Annotated in this window: 20 protein-coding genes; all 20 read left to right on the top strand. The window is 65.0% G+C overall.

All coding sequences use genetic code 11. The features are described from left to right. The first annotated feature begins 32 nt into the window (after positions 1-32). Positions 33-575: a peroxiredoxin gene (locus ABD923_RS13780; protein WP_259549706.1), complete on the top strand. Its 543-nt coding sequence runs from the start codon at positions 33-35 to the stop codon at positions 573-575. Between the two features lie 282 nt (positions 576-857). Beyond that, positions 858-1,739, top strand: a complete 882-nt coding sequence (gene nifH, locus ABD923_RS13775) for a nitrogenase iron protein (RefSeq protein ID WP_259549707.1) — start codon at positions 858-860, stop codon at positions 1,737-1,739. A gap of 70 nt (positions 1,740-1,809) precedes the next feature. Next, positions 1,810-3,312 (top strand): nitrogenase molybdenum-iron protein alpha chain, encoded by a 1,503-nt coding sequence (nifD, locus tag ABD923_RS13770; RefSeq protein WP_259549708.1) that lies wholly within the window; start codon positions 1,810-1,812, stop codon positions 3,310-3,312. 105 nt (positions 3,313-3,417) lie between these two features. Continuing rightward, positions 3,418-4,956 (top strand): nitrogenase molybdenum-iron protein subunit beta, encoded by a 1,539-nt coding sequence (nifK, locus tag ABD923_RS13765; protein WP_259549709.1) that lies wholly within the window; start codon positions 3,418-3,420, stop codon positions 4,954-4,956. Between the two features lie 191 nt (positions 4,957-5,147). Continuing rightward, a complete protein-coding gene (gene nifE, locus ABD923_RS13760) occupies positions 5,148-6,716 on the top strand; it encodes a nitrogenase iron-molybdenum cofactor biosynthesis protein NifE (protein WP_259549710.1) in 1,569 nt (522 codons plus the stop codon). 1 nt (position 6,717) lies between these two features. Then, complete coding sequence (nifN, locus tag ABD923_RS13755; RefSeq protein ID WP_259549711.1) at positions 6,718-8,109, top strand: nitrogenase iron-molybdenum cofactor biosynthesis protein NifN; 1,392 nt, start codon at positions 6,718-6,720, stop codon at positions 8,107-8,109. Continuing rightward, positions 8,084-8,560: a nitrogen fixation protein NifX gene (nifX, locus tag ABD923_RS13750; RefSeq protein WP_259549712.1), complete on the top strand. Its 477-nt coding sequence runs from the start codon at positions 8,084-8,086 to the stop codon at positions 8,558-8,560. Before nifN ends, nifX begins: the two co-directional genes overlap by 26 nt. After that, positions 8,557-9,027, top strand: a complete 471-nt coding sequence (locus ABD923_RS13745; protein ID WP_259549713.1) for a NifX-associated nitrogen fixation protein — start codon at positions 8,557-8,559, stop codon at positions 9,025-9,027. Before nifX ends, ABD923_RS13745 begins: the two co-directional genes overlap by 4 nt. A gap of 30 nt (positions 9,028-9,057) precedes the next feature. Continuing rightward, positions 9,058-9,261: a CCE_0567 family metalloprotein gene (locus ABD923_RS13740; protein WP_259549714.1), complete on the top strand. Its 204-nt coding sequence runs from the start codon at positions 9,058-9,060 to the stop codon at positions 9,259-9,261. Positions 9,262-9,264: 3 nt separating this feature from the next. Beyond that, positions 9,265-9,570 (top strand): ferredoxin III, nif-specific, encoded by a 306-nt coding sequence (gene fdxB / locus ABD923_RS13735; protein ID WP_259549715.1) that lies wholly within the window; start codon positions 9,265-9,267, stop codon positions 9,568-9,570. Continuing rightward, complete coding sequence (locus tag ABD923_RS13730) at positions 9,554-10,030, top strand: hypothetical protein (protein ID WP_259549716.1); 477 nt, start codon at positions 9,554-9,556, stop codon at positions 10,028-10,030. The genes fdxB and ABD923_RS13730 overlap by 17 nt, the downstream gene beginning before the upstream one ends. A 152-nt stretch (positions 10,031-10,182) precedes the next feature. Then, positions 10,183-10,503 carry an iron-sulfur cluster assembly accessory protein gene (locus ABD923_RS13725; protein WP_259549717.1) on the top strand — a complete coding sequence of 107 codons (321 nt, stop codon included), beginning with the start codon at positions 10,183-10,185 and terminating at the stop codon, positions 10,501-10,503. Between the two features lie 12 nt (positions 10,504-10,515). Continuing rightward, the gene (nifU, locus tag ABD923_RS13720; protein ID WP_259549718.1) at positions 10,516-11,502 is read left to right on the top strand and encodes a Fe-S cluster assembly protein NifU; all 987 of its coding nucleotides are present in this window, start codon (positions 10,516-10,518) and stop codon (positions 11,500-11,502) included. Positions 11,503-11,513: 11 nt separating this feature from the next. Beyond that, positions 11,514-12,716: a cysteine desulfurase NifS gene (gene nifS / locus ABD923_RS13715; RefSeq protein ID WP_259549719.1), complete on the top strand. Its 1,203-nt coding sequence runs from the start codon at positions 11,514-11,516 to the stop codon at positions 12,714-12,716. Positions 12,717-12,732: 16 nt separating this feature from the next. Then, positions 12,733-13,920, top strand: coding sequence for a homocitrate synthase (gene nifV / locus ABD923_RS13710; RefSeq protein WP_259549720.1), 1,188 nt, complete (start codon positions 12,733-12,735; stop codon positions 13,918-13,920). A 32-nt stretch (positions 13,921-13,952) separates the two neighbouring features. Beyond that, on the top strand, positions 13,953-14,300 hold the full coding sequence (nifW, locus tag ABD923_RS13705; protein WP_259549721.1) for a nitrogenase stabilizing/protective protein NifW: 348 nt from the start codon (positions 13,953-13,955) through the stop codon (positions 14,298-14,300). A gap of 15 nt (positions 14,301-14,315) precedes the next feature. Further along, on the top strand, positions 14,316-14,585 hold the full coding sequence (locus ABD923_RS13700; RefSeq protein ID WP_259549722.1) for a hypothetical protein: 270 nt from the start codon (positions 14,316-14,318) through the stop codon (positions 14,583-14,585). Positions 14,586-14,596: 11 nt separating this feature from the next. Beyond that, positions 14,597-15,331 (top strand): molybdate ABC transporter substrate-binding protein, encoded by a 735-nt coding sequence (gene modA / locus ABD923_RS13695; RefSeq protein WP_259549723.1) that lies wholly within the window; start codon positions 14,597-14,599, stop codon positions 15,329-15,331. Then, a complete protein-coding gene (gene modB / locus ABD923_RS13690) occupies positions 15,331-16,026 on the top strand; it encodes a molybdate ABC transporter permease subunit (RefSeq protein ID WP_259549724.1) in 696 nt (231 codons plus the stop codon). Before modA ends, modB begins: the two co-directional genes overlap by 1 nt. Then, a complete protein-coding gene (locus ABD923_RS13685; protein ID WP_259549725.1) occupies positions 16,023-16,727 on the top strand; it encodes an ATP-binding cassette domain-containing protein in 705 nt (234 codons plus the stop codon). The genes modB and ABD923_RS13685 overlap by 4 nt, the downstream gene beginning before the upstream one ends. Positions 16,728-16,780: the final 53 nt, after the last annotated feature.

The following is a 16,780-nucleotide window of genomic DNA, read 5'->3' as shown; positions in this document are numbered from 1 at the left end:
GATCCGGCGACACAGACCCACAGGAGAGACCGATGAAAGCCAACACCCGCCTGCCCGACGTGACCTTCCGGACCCGCGTCCGGGATGACAGCATCGAAGGCCCCAATCCCTTCCGCTGGCAGGACAGGACCACCGCCGACTACTTTGCCGGCAAGCGCGTGATCCTGTTTTCGCTGCCGGGCGCGTTCACGCCCACCTGCTCGACCTACCAGCTGCCGGGGTTCGAAGAAAACTTCGCCACCTTCCGCGCGCAGGGCATCGAAGCGATCTATTGCCTGTCGGTCAACGACGCCTTCGTCATGAATCAATGGGCCAAGGCGCAGGGGATCGACAAGGTCAAGGTCATTCCCGACGGCTCGGGCGTGTTCACGCGGCGGATGGGCATGCTGGTGCACAAGGACAACCTTGGCTTTGGCATGCGATCCTGGCGCTATGCGGCGATCGTGAATGACGGTGTGATCGAGGCTTGGTTCCAGGAACCGGGCCTGATGGATGACTGTCCCGACGACCCCTACGGCGAGACCAGCCCCGAGGCGATCTTGCATTGCCTTGGCAAGGCCGTCGCCGCCGAGTGACGCCATCGCCCACCGGCCAAGCGCCCTTGAAACCCCGCCAGATCGCCTCTGGCGGGGTTTCTTCTTTGCAGCGGCGGCCCGGCGGGTTTGCGACATTCGACACGCTTTCGCCGTGTTGCACAGCTTTGTCGGAAATGCTCCAAACGGGGGATCCGATCAGGGCCTTGATAATAATAGCAAATAAAGGAAATCGGAGTTTGGCACGCTCCCTGCTGAACAGTCCGTGAGCGCGGTCGTGCACCGTCTCGACCCAGACTGAAGCAATGAGCAAAGGACCCCGACATGAGCGCACTCCGTCAGATTGCCTTTTACGGCAAAGGTGGCATCGGCAAGTCGACGACCTCGCAAAACACCCTCGCGGCCCTCGTTGAAATGGGCCAGAAAATCCTGATCGTCGGCTGCGATCCCAAGGCGGATTCCACCCGCCTGATCCTCAACACCAAGATGCAGGACACCGTGCTGCACCTCGCCGCCGAGATGGGCTCGGTCGAGGATCTCGAACTCGAAGACGTGATGAAGGTCGGCTACAAGGGCATCAAGTGCACCGAGGCCGGCGGCCCCGAGCCGGGGGTCGGCTGCGCCGGTCGCGGCGTGATCACTGCCATCAACTTTCTCGAGGAAAACGGCGCCTACGAGGATGTCGATTACGTGTCTTACGACGTGCTGGGCGATGTGGTCTGTGGCGGCTTTGCCATGCCGATCCGCGAGAACAAGGCGCAGGAAATCTACATCGTCATGTCCGGCGAGATGATGGCGCTCTATGCCGCCAACAACATCGCCAAGGGCATCCTGAAATATGCCAACTCGGGCGGTGTGCGTCTGGGCGGGCTGATCTGCAACGAGCGGCAGACCGACCGCGAGCTGGAATTGGCCGAGGCGCTGGCCGCCAAGCTGGGCTGCAAGATGATCCATTTCGTGCCGCGCGACAACATTGTGCAGCATGCCGAACTGCGCCGCGAAACGGTCATCCAGTATGCCCCCGACAGCAAGCAGGCTGACGAATACCGCGAGTTGGCCCGCAAGATCCATGAAAACTCCGGCAAGGGCGTGATCCCCACCCCGATCACAATGGAAGAGTTGGAACAGATGCTGCTCGATTTCGGCATCATGCAATCCGAGGAAGAACGCCTCGCGGCCATCGCGAAGACCGAAGAAGCGGTCTGAGCCGTCCCGGGCCGCGCCCCTCGGGCCTGGCCCGTCCCATCCCTCGAACCAGTGAGAAGGAGCCAAAAGGATGGCCAAAGATCACGCAGCCGGGCCGGAAGACTTTGAAAGCCTTATCGAGGAAGTCCTCGACGCTTATCCCGCCAAGGCCCGCAAACGCCGCGCCAAGCACCTGACGGTGTCCACCGCCAGTGACGAAGCGCCCGATCCCACGACGGGCATCGCCTCGAAATGCGACACGCAGAAATCCAACATCAAGTCGGTTCCCGGCGTGATGACGGTGCGCGGCTGTTCCTATGCCGGGTCCAAGGGCGTGGTCTGGGGGCCGGTCAAGGACATGGTCCATATCAGCCACGGCCCCGTGGGTTGCGGTCAGTATTCGTGGTCGCAGCGGCGCAACTACTACACCGGCACGACCGGCGTGGACAGTTTCGTCACCATGCAGTTCACCACCGATTTCCAGGAAAAGGATATCGTGTTCGGCGGCGACAAGAAGCTGGCCAAGACGATCGACGAGATCGAGGAATTGTTCCCGCTGTCCAAGGGCACCACGATCCAGTCGGAATGCCCGATCGGCCTGATCGGCGACGACATCGAGGCGGTTGCCCGCGAAAAGCACAAGGAACACGGCAAGACCATGGTCCCGGTGCGCTGCGAGGGCTTCCGCGGCGTGTCGCAAAGCCTCGGTCACCACATCGCAAACGATGCCGTGCGCGACTGGGTGTTCGAAAAGGGCGAAGGTGCCGCCAAGGATTACGAGGCCGGCCCCTATGATGTGAATGTCATCGGCGACTACAACATCGGTGGTGACGCCTGGGCCAGCCGCATCCTGCTGGAAGAGATCGGCCTGAACGTTGTCGGCAACTGGTCCGGCGACGCGACCTTGGCCGAGATCGAGCGTGCCCCCAAGGCCAAGCTGAACCTCATCCACTGCTACCGGTCGATGACCTACATCTGCCGTTACATGGAAGAGAAGTACGGCATCGGCTGGATGGAGTACAACTTCTTCGGTCCGACCCAGATCGCGGCGTCGCTGCGCGCCATCGCGGCGCAATTCGACGAGACGATCCAGGAGAACGCCGAAAAGGTGATCGCCAAGTATCAGCCGCTCGTCGACGAGGTGCTGGCCAAGTACAAGCCCCGCCTCGAGGGCAAGTCGGTGATGCTCTATGTCGGCGGCCTGCGCCCGCGCCACGTCGTCACCGCCTATGACGATCTGGGCATGGTCATCGCCGGCACCGGCTACGAGTTCGCCCATAGCGACGACTACAAGCGCACCGGCCACTACGTGAAGGAAGGCACGCTGATCTACGATGACGTCACCGGCTATGAGCTGGAGAAGTTCATCGAAAAAATCCGCCCCGATCTGGTCGGCTCGGGCATCAAGGAAAAGTACCCGGTGCAAAAGATGGGCATCCCGTTCCGCCAGATGCACAGCTGGGACTATTCCGGCCCCTATCACGGCTATGACGGGTTCGCGATCTTTGCCCGCGACATGGATCTGGCGATCAACAACCCCGTCTGGGGCATGTTTGACGCCCCCTGGGACAAACCGGCCATCGCCGCCGAATGAGACAGGCCGGCGGGGGGGCTGACCCCCTCCGCCCCGATCAAGACACGACTTCCTCGACACCGGCGCGTCCCGGAACGCGGACGGCCAAAAGCAAGGATCAAAGCCATGCCTCAATCGGCAGACAAGGTGCTGGATCACGCACCCCTCTTTCAGCAGCCCGAATACAAGGAGATGCTGGAAAACAAGAAGGTCAAATTCGAATGCGGCCATCCCGACGCGATGGTGCAGGCGATCGGCGATTGGACGAAATCCTGGGAATACCGGGAAAAGAACCTCGCCCGCACGGCCCTGACGATCAACCCGGCCAAGGCCTGCCAGCCGCTGGGCGCGGTCTTTGCCAGCGCGGGCTACGAGCGGACCATGAGCTTTGTGCACGGCTCGCAGGGCTGTGTGGCCTATTACCGCTCGCATCTCAGCCGTCACTTCAAGGAACCGGCCTCGGTCGTGTCGTCCTCGATGACCGAGGATGCGGCCGTGTTCGGCGGGCTGGTCAACATGGTCGACGGTCTGGCGAACACCAAGGCGCTTTATGACCCCAAGATGATCGCGGTCAGCACCACCTGCATGGCCGAGGTGATCGGCGATGACCTGAACTCCTTCATCCTGCAAGCCAAGGAGAAGGGCTCGGTCGATGCGGATTTCGACGTGCCCTTCGCCCATACGCCCGCCTTTGTCGGCAGCCACGTGGATGGCTACGACAACATGCAAAAAGGCATCTTGTCCCATTTCTGGGAGAAGGAGGAGCGCGTCGCCACAGACAAGATCAACATCATCCCCGGTTTCGACGGGTTCGCCGTGGCCAACAACCGCGAGATCGCGCGCGTGCTGGGCGAGATGGGCGTCGACTACACCATGCTCGGCGATGTGTCCGACGTGTACGACACGCCGTCGGATGGCGAGTTCCGGATGTATGACGGTGGCACCAAGCTTTACGATGCCAAGGCCGCGCTCAATGCCAAGGCGACCCTGTCGATGCAGGAATACTGTACGCCCAAGACCCTGGCCTATGCCGCCTCGAAAGGGCAGGAGGTCGCAAGCCTGCACTACCCGATGGGCGTTCAGGCCACGGACGAATTCCTGATGAAGGTCAGCGAGTTGACCGGCAAGGCGATCCCCGACAGCCTCAGGAAAGAACGGGGCCGCCTGGTCGATGCGATGGCCGACAGCCAAGCCTACCTGCATGGCAAGACTTTCGCGATCTTCGGTGACCCCGATTTTGTCTATGGCATGGCGCGTTTTGTCATGGAACTGGGCGGCGAGCCGACCCATTGCCTGGCCACCAACGGGTCCAAGGAATGGGCCGCCCAGATGAAAGAGCTGCTGGCCTCGTCGCCCTTTGGCAAGCAGGGTCAGGTCTGGCCGGGCAAGGATTTGTGGCACATGCGCTCGCTGCTGGATACCGAACCGGCGGATCTGCTGATCGGCAGCTCCTACGGAAAGTATCTGGAACGCGACACAGGCACGCCGCTAATCCGGCTGACCTTTCCGATCTTCGACCGTCACCACCACCACCGCTTCCCGACCTGGGGTTACCAGGGGGCGCTGACGGTGCTGGTCAAACTGCTGGATACGATCTTTGACAAGCTCGACGATGACACCAAGTCGATCGGCGACACGGATTACAGCTTTGATCTGACGCGCTGATCAGCGCGTGACACGATAGCGACCGGCGGGCCTTGGCCCGCCGGTTTGCCTTTGGCGGGGCATGCGACACCGCCATTGTCGGGAAGGTGACACAGCCGCCGCGCCCTTCGCTTGCGAAGGCCCTGCTTTCAGGGGCGGCGGGGCTTGGCACACTCCTTGCTGCACTCCCCATGAACCAAGGGGGCCGTGCCATGAACGACGCCGTGAAGAACAAGATTACCGATGTCTTCAATGAACCGGCCTGCGCCACCAATGCCGGCAAATCCGACCAGCAGCGCAAAAAGGGTTGCGCCAAGCCGCTGGTGCCCGGGGCTGCGGCGGGGGGCTGTGCCTTTGACGGGGCCAAGATCGCGTTGCAGCCCATCGTCGACGTGGCGCATCTGGTCCATGCCCCGCTGGCCTGCGAGGGCAATGGCTGGGACAATCGCGGCGCGGCGTCCAGCGGATCGGAGCTTTATCGCACGGGCTTTACCACCGACATGACGGAACTCGATATCGTCATGGGGTTCGGTGAGAAAAAGCTCTATCGCGCGATACGCGAAGTGGTCGAGAAACACCATCCCCCCGCCGTCTTTGTCTACTCCACCTGCGTTCCGGCACTGATCGGTGATGATATCCACGCCGTCTGCAAGGCCGCGACGCAGACCTTCGCCACGCCCTGCATCCCCATCGACGTACCGGGCTATGTCGGGTCGAAAAACCTCGGCAACAAGCTGGCGGGCGAGGCGATGCTCGATCACGTTATCGGCACGGTGGAACCGCAAGAGGTCACGCCCTACGACATCAACATCGTCGGCGATTACAATCTCAGCGGCGAGTTGTGGCAGGTCAAGCCGCTGCTTGACCGCCTCGGCATCCGCATCCTCGGCTCGCTCGCCGCCGACGCGCGCTATCGGCAGGTGGCGATGATGCACCGCGCCCGCGTGACGATGATGGTCTGCTCCAAGGCGTTGATCAACGTCGCCCGCAAGCTGGAGGAACGCTACGGCATCCCCTATTTCGAGGGGTCGTTCTACGGCATCTCCGACACATCGCAGGCGCTGCGCACCATGTGCGCCATGCTGGTCGATCGGGGCGCGGCGCCTGACCTGATCGACCGCTGCGAGGCCCTGATCACCGAGCAAGAGGCCGCCATTCGCGCGGAACTGGAACCGCTCCGCCCCCGCGTCGCCGGAAAGCGCGTGCTGCTTTACACCGGCGGGCACAAATCCTGGTCGGTGGTCGCCGCGCTTCAGGAGCTGGGGATGGAGGTGGTCGGCACCTCGGTGCGCAAGGCCACCGAGGAAGACAAGGATCGCGTTATTGACGTCATGGGCGATGACAAACACATGTTCGAGAACATGGCCCCCAAGGACATGTATCGCCTGCTGCGCGAGGCCGGGGCCGATGTGCTGATGTCGGGCGGGCGCAGCCAGTTCGTCGCCCTAAAGGCCAAGGTGCCCTGGGTCGATGTGAACCAGGAAAAGCACGAACCCTACGCGGGCTACATGGGCATGGTCGATCTGGTGCGCGCCATCGACCGCTCGATCAACAATCCGATGTGGGACGAACTGCGCGGCCCCGCCCCCTGGGACGCGCCCCTGACCGGGGGGCGGGTTCTGCCGCCGCATGCCGGCACCTGCCCCGCGACGGGCATCGCCGCCGGGGCCGCGCGGCCCGTGGCCTATGTGCCGCCCGCGCCCGCGCCCGCCGATCCCCCTGGCTGCCCTGTGCACCTCGGCGGGTTCGAGTCCTCCGCCACCGATTTCGAGGATTGCTGACATGGCCCGATTGACCCACCCCAAGCGCGCGCTGTCGACCAACCCGCTGAAATCCTCGGCGCCGCTGGGGGCTGCCTTGGCCTATCTGGGGATCGAGAAATCCATCCCGCTGTTTCACGGCAGCCAAGGCTGCACCGCCTTTGCGATGGTGCATCTGGTGCGCCATTTCAAGGAAGCGGTGCCGTTGCAGACCACGGCGATGAACGAGGTCTCGACCATCCTTGGCGGGTCCGACCAGATCGAAGAGGCGATCGAGAACCTGCGCCGCAAATCCGCGCCACGCTTCATCGGCATCGCCTCGACCGCGCTGACCGAAACGCGGGGCGAAGACGTGCCGGGCGAGTTGGCCGACATCCTGTCGCGCCGCAGCGATTTCGCCGACACCAAGGTCGTCTATGCCTCGACGCCGGATTTCGACGGCGCGATGCAGGATGGCTGGGCCAAGGCGGTCGAGGCGATCATCGAGATGCTGGTACCCGAGGTCGATCCGGTCTGGCGCGACCCGATCCTTCGCCAGGTGAACCTGTTGTGCGGATCGCACCTGACCCCCGCCGATATCGAGGAACTCGTACGCCTGATCCGGTCTTTCGGCCTGACCCCCATTGTCTTGCCGGACATCTCGACCTCGCTTGATGGGCATGTGTCGGAGGATTGGCAGGGCACCTCGTTGGGTGGCACCGCGCTTGCGGATATCGCGGCGATGTCGCGCAGCGGCTTCACGCTGGCGGTGGGCGAGTCGATGCGCAAGGCCGCGCAGCTACTGGAGGAACGGACCTATGTGCCGCACGGCGTCTTCCCCTCTGTCACCGGGCTGACCTCGGTCGATGCCTTCGTGCGCACGCTGATGTCGCTGTCGGGCCAGCAGGACCCGCCCGCCCCGATCAAGCGGGATCGCGCGCGACTGCTTGACGCCGCGCTGGATGCGCATTTCCACACCGGTGGCCTGAAGGTCGCCATCGGTGCCGACCCCGATCTGCTGTTTTCCCTGTCGGGGGCGCTGACCAGCATGGGGGCCGAGATCGTGACCTCCGTCACCACCTCGCAGCATTCGCCGCTGATCGAACACCTGCCCATCCCCGAAGTGATCCTCGGCGATCTGGGCGATTTCGAGCGTAGCGCGGGCGAGGCTGGCGCGCAGATCCTGCTGACCCACAGCCATGGCCGCCACGCCGCCCACGCCCTGCACCGGCCACTGCTGCGCGTGGGCTTTCCGATTTTCGATCAGCTCGGCGCGCAGGACATCTGCCGCGTCGGATACCGTGGCACCCGCGCCTTCTTGTACGAGATCGCCAATACCGTTCTCGCCCAACATCACCGCTCGCGTCCTGAAGATTTCGGCGCGGCCCCCATCCCGGAGGAATTCGACCATGTCTCGCACACTGCGCGTCATTGAGACGTCAGGGCCGGCACCGGGTGAGACGCCCCTGCGTGTCGCCATTGCCACCAACGATCTGGTCCACCTTGATGCGCATTTCGGCTCGGCCCGGAAATTCGCGATCTTCGAGGTCTGGAAAACCGGAAACCGCTTTGTCGCGGCGCATGAGTTCGGCGATGTGACGGCGCAAAAGGGCAAGCACGACGATCAGGATGACAAGATCACCCCCAAGGTCGAGGCGCTGGACGGCTGCGCGCTGCTGTTCGCGCTGGCCATCGGCGGGCCGTCGGCGGCCAAGGTTGTCAAGGCCGGCATCCACCCGATCAAGCGCAAGTCACCCGAGCCGATTTCGGACCTCCTGGACCAGGTGCAAGAGATGTTGAACGGCACGCCGCCACCCTTCTTGCGCAAGATCCTCGGCACGCATCAGAAGCGCGATTTCACGGATGAACGGGAGTGGGCGCAATGACCACCGATGCTCTCGAGGCGCGCGGCGGCCAGATGATCGACAGCGATTTCCTAACCCAGTTGGCCGCCGTGATCCGGGCCGAGGACAGCTATGGCCAGTGGGATGGCAAGGACGACGCCGAGTTGATGGCCGAGTTCATCGTCACCCGCGAGGAGCGCCGCGACATCCCCATCATCGGCGACCCCGACCCCGATGTCTTGTGGCGCATCACCAAGTTCTACGATGCCATCGGCCTGATGATCGAAAAGCGTTCGGGCTGCATGGCCAGCCAGATGCAAAAGATGAGCCACGAGGGCTTTGGCCGGATCGTGCTGATCGCGGGCAAGCTGGTGGTCGTGTCGAAACATCTGCGCGACGTGCATCGGTTCGGCTTTGAAAGCTGGGCCAAGCTGGCCGAGGCCGGTGACGCACTGATCGACAGCGCCGTCGCGGTCATCGACGCCTATCCCGACGCAGCGCGTGCCTGACCGCGCCGCCCCAAGAAAAGGAGCCACCAGATGTGTCTTGAAGACCTGGAAAAGCGGGTGCGGAAACTGTCCATGCGCGCGACGGAGGCCAAGATGAACCTGCATGATCTTGCAGAAGAACTTCCGACCGATTGGGAAAAGATACCCGAGGTCGCCGCCGCCACATTCGACCTGTTCAAGGATCTCAGCGCCGCGCGCAAGGATCTGAAAGCCGCCAGGAAAGCAGAGGCCTAAGCCATGCCGAAACTTGCCTATACCCGTGGCGGGGGCGCTTATGTGCCCGAGTTCCTGATGGCCATCGATCCCGATAAATGCATCGGCTGCGGCCGCTGCTTCAAGGTCTGTGGTCGCGGGGTGATGACGCTGTGCGGCCTGATTGAAGATGGCGGCATCGTGCGCCCCTGCACCGACGAATATGACGATGTCGAGGATGAGATCGTCAAATCCGTGATGAGCTTGGTCGCGGCGGAGGAGTGCATCGGCTGCGGGGCCTGCGCGCGGGTCTGCCCGTCGGGCTGCCAAAGTCATGCGCCCCTCGAGTGAGGGGGCAACGCCTGACCTGCCGACCCTGCTGGCCGGGGCCGCCGCCGCGCGCAGCCGCCCCGCTGAAAGTGCCGCCGCCATCGCCCGCGCGTTGGCGGTTGCCCCGCATGAGCCCGAGGTGCGGCTTGCGGCCTATCGCTTCTATTTTCATGCGCATGACTACCCCGCCGCCCGTGCCCAGGCCGAGGCGCTGCTGGCGCATTACGCGCGCCGCCTGAACGTGGCCGCCGATTGGGCCGATGTCTCGCCAGACGACGCGCCATTCACCACCCATGCCTTCGCCCCCGGCCTCTACCTTCAGACGCAGATCGGCCTTGGCTATTGCGCGGCGCGCAGCGGAGATCTGGCAACCGCGCGCGCGGCCCTGTCCAAGGCGGCGGCGCTGGACCCGACCGACCGTTTCGGCGGTGCGTGGCTGCGCGACAAGATCGACCGCGCAGACGAAGACGCCGACGGTTAAGCGCTCCATTGTGGCTGTCGCGTTCCTGTCATTGTTGCGTCGCCAATGCCCGTGATCCAGCGCAAACCTTTGATCTGCAATCCACATCCGACTTGGCACGCAACTTGCTACAGCAAGCTTGAATGCCAACACACCCGACAGGAGACACGCAGATGATCGAGATCACCGAACCCGCCCGCACGGCGATCAAAACGGCCATCGACGGGGCCGGTCGGCCCGTGGCCGGGCTGCGCCTGATGGTTCAGGACGGCGGCTGCGCCGGTCTCAAATACGGCATGGCCTTGGAGTTGGAACGCCAGTCCGACGATGTTCTGATCGAGGCGGGCGAGGTGACCGTGCTGATCGACCCCGAAAGCCAAATGCACCTGGCCGGCACCACCATCGATTTCATCACCAGCCTCGAAGGCTCCGGTTTCGTGTTCGAGAACCCCAATGCCAACAGCTCGTGCAGCTGCGGTAAGTCGTTCTGCTGAGGGGGCGCCGCGATGTGGGACTATAGCGAAAAGGTCAAGGACCACTTCTTTAACCCGCGCAACGCCGGTGTGCTGGCCGAGGCCAACGCGGTGGGCGAGGTCGGCAGCCTGTCTTGCGGCGATGCGCTGAAACTGATGCTCAAGGTCGACCCCGAGACCGACATCATCCAGGACGCGCGCTTTCAGACCTTTGGCTGCGGCTCGGCGATTGCCTCGTCCTCGGCTTTGACCGAACTGGTCATCGGACGCACCATCGCCGAGGCACGGCGGCTGACCAACCAGGACATCGCCGATTTCCTCGACGGTCTGCCGCCCGAGAAAATGCATTGTTCCGTCATGGGGCAAGAGGCGCTGTGCGCCGCCGTCGCCGCCTATACCGGCGAGGATCTGGCCGAGGATGACCATGAAGAGGGTGCGCTGATCTGCAAGTGTTTCGGCATCGATGCCGGCCTGATCGAACGCACGATCCGCACCAACAAGCTGACGACGCTGGAAATGGTCAGCTTCTACACCAAGGCGGGGGCCGGGTGCAGTTCGTGCCGCGAGCCGTTGGAAGAACTGTTGGCAGAGACCAACGCCGCCATGGTCGCCGAGGGCGCGATTGCAGCCGCCGATGCCTATGTCTTTGGCGTCGCGCCTGCGCCGCAAAAGGCGCAGGGCTTTGTCATACCCGACACGCCGCCCGCCCCGAAGCCGCCCACTCCTGTGCAGATCGCCATGCCCGCGCCGGATGTGGCCGAGGCCGCGCCCGCGCCTGCCCTCAGCCCCGCGAAAGAGGCCATTCTGGTGGCAAAAATCATTGAAGAGATGCGCCCGAGCTTTCAGGCCGATGGCGGCGACGTGGAACTGGTCGATATCGAAGGCGCGCGCGTCCTCGTGCGTCTGTCCGGGGCCTGCGCGGCCTGCCAGCTGGTCGGCCATACCCTTGGCGGCCTTCAGGAAAAGATCATCGAGACGCTGGGCCGCCCCGTCCGCGTCATGCCCGCGACCAAGGTGTGAGGAGCACCCGGATGGCCCCGATCTACCTTGATAACAACGCCACAACCCGCGTCTTGCCGCAGGTCGTCGAGGCCATGCTGCCCTATTTCACCGAGCAGTTCGGCAATGCCTCGTCGATCCATGCCTTCGGGGCCGAGGTTGGCGGCGCGCTGCGCACGGCGCGGCAAAGCGTGCAGGCGCTGATCGGGGCGGAGTTCGATCACGAGATCATCTTCACCTCGGGCGGGACGGAATCGAACACCACCGCCATCCGTTCGGCGCTGCAGGTGCAGCCGGGCCGGTCCGAGATCATCACCTCGGCCGTGGAACATCCCGCGATCCTGTCGCTCTGCGATTGGCTGGAAAAGCACGAGGGCGTCACTGTGCACCACATCCCCGTCGACACGATGGGGCGGCTGGATCTGGATGCCTACCGCGCCGCGCTCAGCGAACGCGTTGCCGTCGTCAGCCTGATGTGGGCCAATAACGAGACGGGCACCGTGTTTCCCGTCGATGGTCTGGCCGAACTGGCCCATGGCGTCGGTGCGCTGTTTCATACCGATGCGGTGCAAGCGGCGGGCAAGCTGCCCATAGACGTGAAGACCACCGATATCGACATGCTGTCGTTGTCTGGTCACAAGTTTCATGGCCCCAAGGGCGTCGGTGCACTGTACCTGCGCAAGGGCACGCGGTTTCGCCCGCTGTTGCGCGGCGGGCATCAGGAACGCGGCCGCCGTGCCGGCACCGAGAATGCGCCCGCCATCATCGGCATGGGCAAAGCCGCTGAAATCGCGATGGCGACGCTGGCCGAGGATGGCGCGCGCATGGCCGCCCTGCGCGACCGTCTGGAACAGGGCCTTGTGCAACGGGTCGGGCATTGCTTCGTCACCGGCGATCCGCGCGATCGGTTGCCCAACACCGCCACCGTCGCGTTCGAGTTCATCGAGGGCGAGGCGATCTTGCTCAAGCTCAACCAGGCGGGCATCGCCGCGTCCTCTGGCTCGGCCTGCACCTCGGGCTCGCTCGAGCCGTCGCATGTGCTGCGCGCGATGGACATTCCCTTTACCGCCGCGCACGGCGCGATCCGCTTTTCGCTGAGCCATGAGAGCACGGCCGAGGAGATCGACCGCGTCCTCGACGTCATGCCGGGCATCATCGCGGGCCTGCGCGCGATGTCGCCTTTCTGGTCGGGCGATGGGGCCGCGCCCGTCGCCTTCAACCCTGACTATACCTGAATGAAAGGAGACGCCCATGACCCGGATGGCCATCTGCGACACCACCCTGCGCGACGGAGAGCAGACCGCAGGCGTGGCGTTCTCCTCGCGTGAAAAACGCGCCATCGCGCGGGCGCTGGACCGGGTCGGCGTGGCCGAGATCGAGCTGGGCGTCGCGGCCATGGGTTATGACGAAGTCGCCGAGATCCGTGCGCTGGCCGCGCAACTGACCCGTGCCGTGCCGGTGGTGTGGTGCCGGTTGCGGCTGGCCGATCTGGATATGGCGGAGAAAACCGGGGTGCGGCGGGTGCATTTCGCCGTGCCCACCTCGGACCGGCAGCTTGCGGGCAAGCTGCGCGCCGACCGCGACTGGGCGCTGCGTGAAACCGCCGCGCTGGTCTATTGCGCCGCCAGCCGGGGACTCGAGGTCTCCGTCGGGGCCGAGGATGCCAGCCGCACCGACCCAGACTTTCTGGTGCAATTGGCCGAGGTTGCGGCAGCGGCGGGCGCGATCTGCTTCCGCATCGCCGATACGCTGGGCATCCTTGATCCGATGGCCACTTATCGGCTGGTGTCGGATCTGGCGGCCCGTGTGCCCCTGCCCATCGAGATGCACGCCCATAACGATTTCGGCATGGCCACGGCCAACACGATCATGGCCGCCCATGCCGGGGCCACGCATCTGTCGGTCACGGTCAACGGCCTGGGCGAACGCGCTGGCAACGCTGCGCTGGAAGAGGTCGGCGCGGCGCTTGCGGCCAATGATATCGAAACCGGGCTGGACCTGCGCGCCTTTCCCGCGCTGTCTGCGGTGGTGGCCGAGGCCTCGGGGCGTGCCCTGCCGCCCGCCAAGCCGATCACCGGGGCCATGGCCTTTGCCCATGAATGCGGCATCCATGTCGATGCGATCCTGAAACAGGCCGACACCTACGAAGACCCGCGCTGCGCGCCGGGCCGCTTTGGGCGCGAACGTCAGATCGTCATCGGCAAGCATTCGGGCATCGCCGGTCTGCGCGCCGCGCTGGCCGAGGCCGGTCTGCCCGCGACCGAAGAGATGGCGCAATGCCTGCGCCCGCTGCTGCGCCGCCACGCGGTCAAGGCCAAGCGTCTGGCCACGCCCGAGGATCTGCGCCGCATGGTCGCCCGGATCATCGCCAAGACTCCCCCGGCCGTCTCGCTGGCCCCGCCCGCCCTGTCGCCCAATAACCCCGACGTGCCGCACTGATCCGTCCCACTGCCCCGCGAGGAGACTACAAAATGTCCATGGAAGACCGCGAAGCCGACGTGCTGGCGCATATCGCCTGCCTGTCTTCGGCCGAAGAGATCTTTACCTACCTTTTGCTGCCGTTCGATCAGGCGGTGGTGAATGTCTCGCGGCTGCACATTATGAAACGCTTTGGCACCTACCTGCGCGAGGCCGATTTCGACGGGCAGGACCAACAGCAGATCTTTCTGGCCTGCCGCAGGATTCTCAAGCGCGCGCATGGCGATTTCGTCACCAGCACGCCGCATAAGGAAAAGGTCTTCAAGGTGTTCCGCGATGAAGAGGCCAAGCGCAAGGCGCGCTTTGTCGGCCTCGATCAGCTGACCCTGTCGGTGAAATAGGGCGGGGTCGGGGCGATGTATGACACCACGCCAGAGGGGCGCGCGGGGACCGCGCAGGCGCTTTGGGCGCAGGGCGCGCGTGTCTTCCTGCGCCCGCGTGCGACTGATAGCGCCGCGCTGCGGGTTCTAACGCGGATCTGTCCGGGCGGGTGTTTCAAGTTCGACGTCGAGGACCGCGTCACCTTCGCGCCTGCCACCTGCACCTATTGCGGCACCTGCCTGAGCGTGTGCCGCCGCACCGGCGAAGTCGTCTGGGAGCATCCAGACGCACCCACACATCCCTGAAGGAGCCCCCAATGTTTCGCCTGCTTGTATCGCTGTTCTTGACGCTGCCCGGCGCGGCACTGGCCGATCCGATGCTGCTGGCTGCCGCCTCGACCGGGCGGGCGCTGGACGCGGCCTTGGCCGAAAGCGGCCTGCCGGCGATCACCAGCTATGCCGCTTCGGGCGTTCTGGCGCGCCAGATCGAACAGGGCGGGTCCACCGATCTGTTTCTGTCGGCCAACCCGCGATGGATGAACCATCTGGTCGAGGCGGGCCTCATCGAGGCCGACAGCGTGTCGGTGCTGATGTCCAACAGCCTAGTGTTGATCGCCCCAGAGGGCGCGGGGGGGCTGACCCCCGAGGGCATCGCCGCGCGGCTGGAGGGCGACAGTTTCGTCATGGCCGATCCGCAAAGCGCGCCGGTGGGCGCCTATGGGCAGGCCGCGCTGGAGAGTTTGGGCCTGTGGCCTGCAATCGAACCGTCCTTTGTGCCGATGCGCAACACGGTCGCGGCCGTCACCGCCGTCGCGCGGGGCGAGGCGGCCTTGGGTCTGGTCTATGCCAGCGACGCGGCGGGCGTTGCGGGTGTCAGCGTGGTTTGGGACATCCCCTCTGACGCACACCCCCCGATCCGCTACCTGATCGCCCCGGTGATGCAGGGCGATGACCCAGAGGGCGCGGCGGCCCTGCTGGACTATCTGCAAAGCCCCGAGGGCGGCGCGGTTCTGGCGGCGCACGGCTTTCTCGCCGTCGCGGGGCGGCCTTGATGCTGGGCCTCAGCGAACCCGAGATGACGGCGCTCAGCCTGTCGCTGACGGCCTCGGCGCAGGCGGTGCTGTGGTCGCTGCCGCTGGCCATCGGCTTGGGCTGGCTTTTGGGCAGCCGGCGGTTTTTTGGCCATGGCCTGCTGAATGCGGTGGTGCATCTGCCGCTGGTGCTGCCGCCCGTGGTGCTGGGCTATCTGCTGCTGGTTCTGCTGGGCCGCAACGGGCCGGTCGGTGCGCTGCTCTACGACTGGTTCGGCATCCGCATCGCCTTCAGCGCACAGGCGGTGGTGATCGCCTGCGCGGTCGTGGGCTTTCCGCTGATGGTGCGCGCCATCCGCCAATCGGCCGAGGCGATCGACCCGCGCTATGCCCGCGCCGCGCGCAGCCTCGGCGCGTCCGAGGCGCGGATCTTCGTCACCGTCACCCTGCCGCTTATGGCGCCCGGCATCCTGACCGGTATCACGCTGGCCTTTGCCCGCGCGGTGGGCGAGTTCGGCGCGACGATCACGCTGGCCGGCAACATCCCCGGCCGCACCCAGACCCTGCCGCTGGCGCTGTTCACCGTCACCCAAAGCCCGGGCGGCGAGGCTGACGCGATGCGCCTGTGCCTGTTGTCGCTGGCGCTGGCTGGGGCGGCGCTGTTGGCCTCCGAGGCGATCGCGCGCAAGATGACCCCGATGGAGGCCCGCGCATGATCGACATCCACCTGCGCCATACCCAGGGCGATTTCAAACTGAGCCTCGACCTGTCGCTGCCCGCGCAGGGGATCAGCGGGCTGATCGGGCGGTCGGGCTCGGGCAAGTCGACGCTGTTTTCGTGCCTTGCGGGGCATGTGCGGCCCACACGCGGCTGCATCTCGCTCAGGGGGCGGGCGCTTTATGACAGTGCGCGGCGCATCCATGTGCCCCCGGCGCAGCGCGGCATCGGCGTGGTGTTCCAGGACGGGCTGCTGTTTCCGCATATGTCGGTCTCGCGCAACCTTGCCTATGGGGCACGCAATGTCGGCACCGAGTTCTGGCACGAGGTCATTGACGCGCTCGATCTGCGCGGCCTGTTGCATGCGCGCCCCGGCCGCCTGTCGGGCGGCGAGCGGCAACGCGCCGCCATCGCCCGCGCGCTGATGGCCGAGCCGGATTTGCTGCTGCTGGATGAACCTGTCTCGGCGCTGGATCCGGGCCTGAAGGCGCGCACGCTTGATCTGATCGCCCGCGTGCAGGAGCGCACGCAGGTGCCGATGATCTATATCAGCCACGCCCCCGAAGAGGTGCGCCGCCTGTGCGATCGGGTCGTCACCTTGCAGGACGGGCGCATCGCCTCGGTTACGGAGGGCAAGACGGGGCACGGACACCCCGCGCCCTCGGTCGCCACGGTCGCAGGGGTTTGCCGTGCATCGTAACCTGGCCCCCCTTTTTCCGAGACACGCATTTCCACGAATGGGAGGCTGACACC

This window comes from [Roseibacterium] beibuensis (assembly GCF_039542305.1).
GTDB lineage: Bacteria > Pseudomonadota > Alphaproteobacteria > Rhodobacterales > Rhodobacteraceae > Roseibacterium > Roseibacterium beibuensis.
The sequence above is the reverse complement of the archived record's forward strand: the minus strand, read 5'-3'. Positions and strand labels throughout refer to the sequence as shown.

Excerpts from the sequence above, each read along its gene's own strand:
- ABD923_RS13780 (WP_259549706.1), top strand. The coding sequence starts at position 33 with ATGAAAGCCAACACCCGCCTGCCCGACGTGACCTTCCGGACCCGCGTC.
- nifH (WP_259549707.1), top strand. The coding sequence starts at position 858 with ATGAGCGCACTCCGTCAGATTGCCTTTTACGGCAAAGGTGGCATCGGC.
- nifD (WP_259549708.1), top strand. The coding sequence starts at position 1,810 with ATGGCCAAAGATCACGCAGCCGGGCCGGAAGACTTTGAAAGCCTTATC.
- nifK (WP_259549709.1), top strand. The coding sequence starts at position 3,418 with ATGCCTCAATCGGCAGACAAGGTGCTGGATCACGCACCCCTCTTTCAG.
- nifE (WP_259549710.1), top strand. The coding sequence starts at position 5,148 with ATGAACGACGCCGTGAAGAACAAGATTACCGATGTCTTCAATGAACCG.
- nifN (WP_259549711.1), top strand. The coding sequence starts at position 6,718 with ATGGCCCGATTGACCCACCCCAAGCGCGCGCTGTCGACCAACCCGCTG.
- nifX (WP_259549712.1), top strand. The coding sequence starts at position 8,084 with ATGTCTCGCACACTGCGCGTCATTGAGACGTCAGGGCCGGCACCGGGT.
- ABD923_RS13745 (WP_259549713.1), top strand. The coding sequence starts at position 8,557 with ATGACCACCGATGCTCTCGAGGCGCGCGGCGGCCAGATGATCGACAGC.
- ABD923_RS13740 (WP_259549714.1), top strand. The coding sequence starts at position 9,058 with ATGTGTCTTGAAGACCTGGAAAAGCGGGTGCGGAAACTGTCCATGCGC.
- fdxB (WP_259549715.1), top strand. The coding sequence starts at position 9,265 with ATGCCGAAACTTGCCTATACCCGTGGCGGGGGCGCTTATGTGCCCGAG.
- ABD923_RS13730 (WP_259549716.1), top strand. The coding sequence starts at position 9,554 with ATGCGCCCCTCGAGTGAGGGGGCAACGCCTGACCTGCCGACCCTGCTG.
- ABD923_RS13725 (WP_259549717.1), top strand. The coding sequence starts at position 10,183 with ATGATCGAGATCACCGAACCCGCCCGCACGGCGATCAAAACGGCCATC.
- nifU (WP_259549718.1), top strand. The coding sequence starts at position 10,516 with ATGTGGGACTATAGCGAAAAGGTCAAGGACCACTTCTTTAACCCGCGC.
- nifS (WP_259549719.1), top strand. The coding sequence starts at position 11,514 with ATGGCCCCGATCTACCTTGATAACAACGCCACAACCCGCGTCTTGCCG.
- nifV (WP_259549720.1), top strand. The coding sequence starts at position 12,733 with ATGACCCGGATGGCCATCTGCGACACCACCCTGCGCGACGGAGAGCAG.
- nifW (WP_259549721.1), top strand. The coding sequence starts at position 13,953 with ATGTCCATGGAAGACCGCGAAGCCGACGTGCTGGCGCATATCGCCTGC.
- ABD923_RS13700 (WP_259549722.1), top strand. The coding sequence starts at position 14,316 with ATGTATGACACCACGCCAGAGGGGCGCGCGGGGACCGCGCAGGCGCTT.
- modA (WP_259549723.1), top strand. The coding sequence starts at position 14,597 with ATGTTTCGCCTGCTTGTATCGCTGTTCTTGACGCTGCCCGGCGCGGCA.
- modB (WP_259549724.1), top strand. The coding sequence starts at position 15,331 with ATGCTGGGCCTCAGCGAACCCGAGATGACGGCGCTCAGCCTGTCGCTG.
- ABD923_RS13685 (WP_259549725.1), top strand. The coding sequence starts at position 16,023 with ATGATCGACATCCACCTGCGCCATACCCAGGGCGATTTCAAACTGAGC.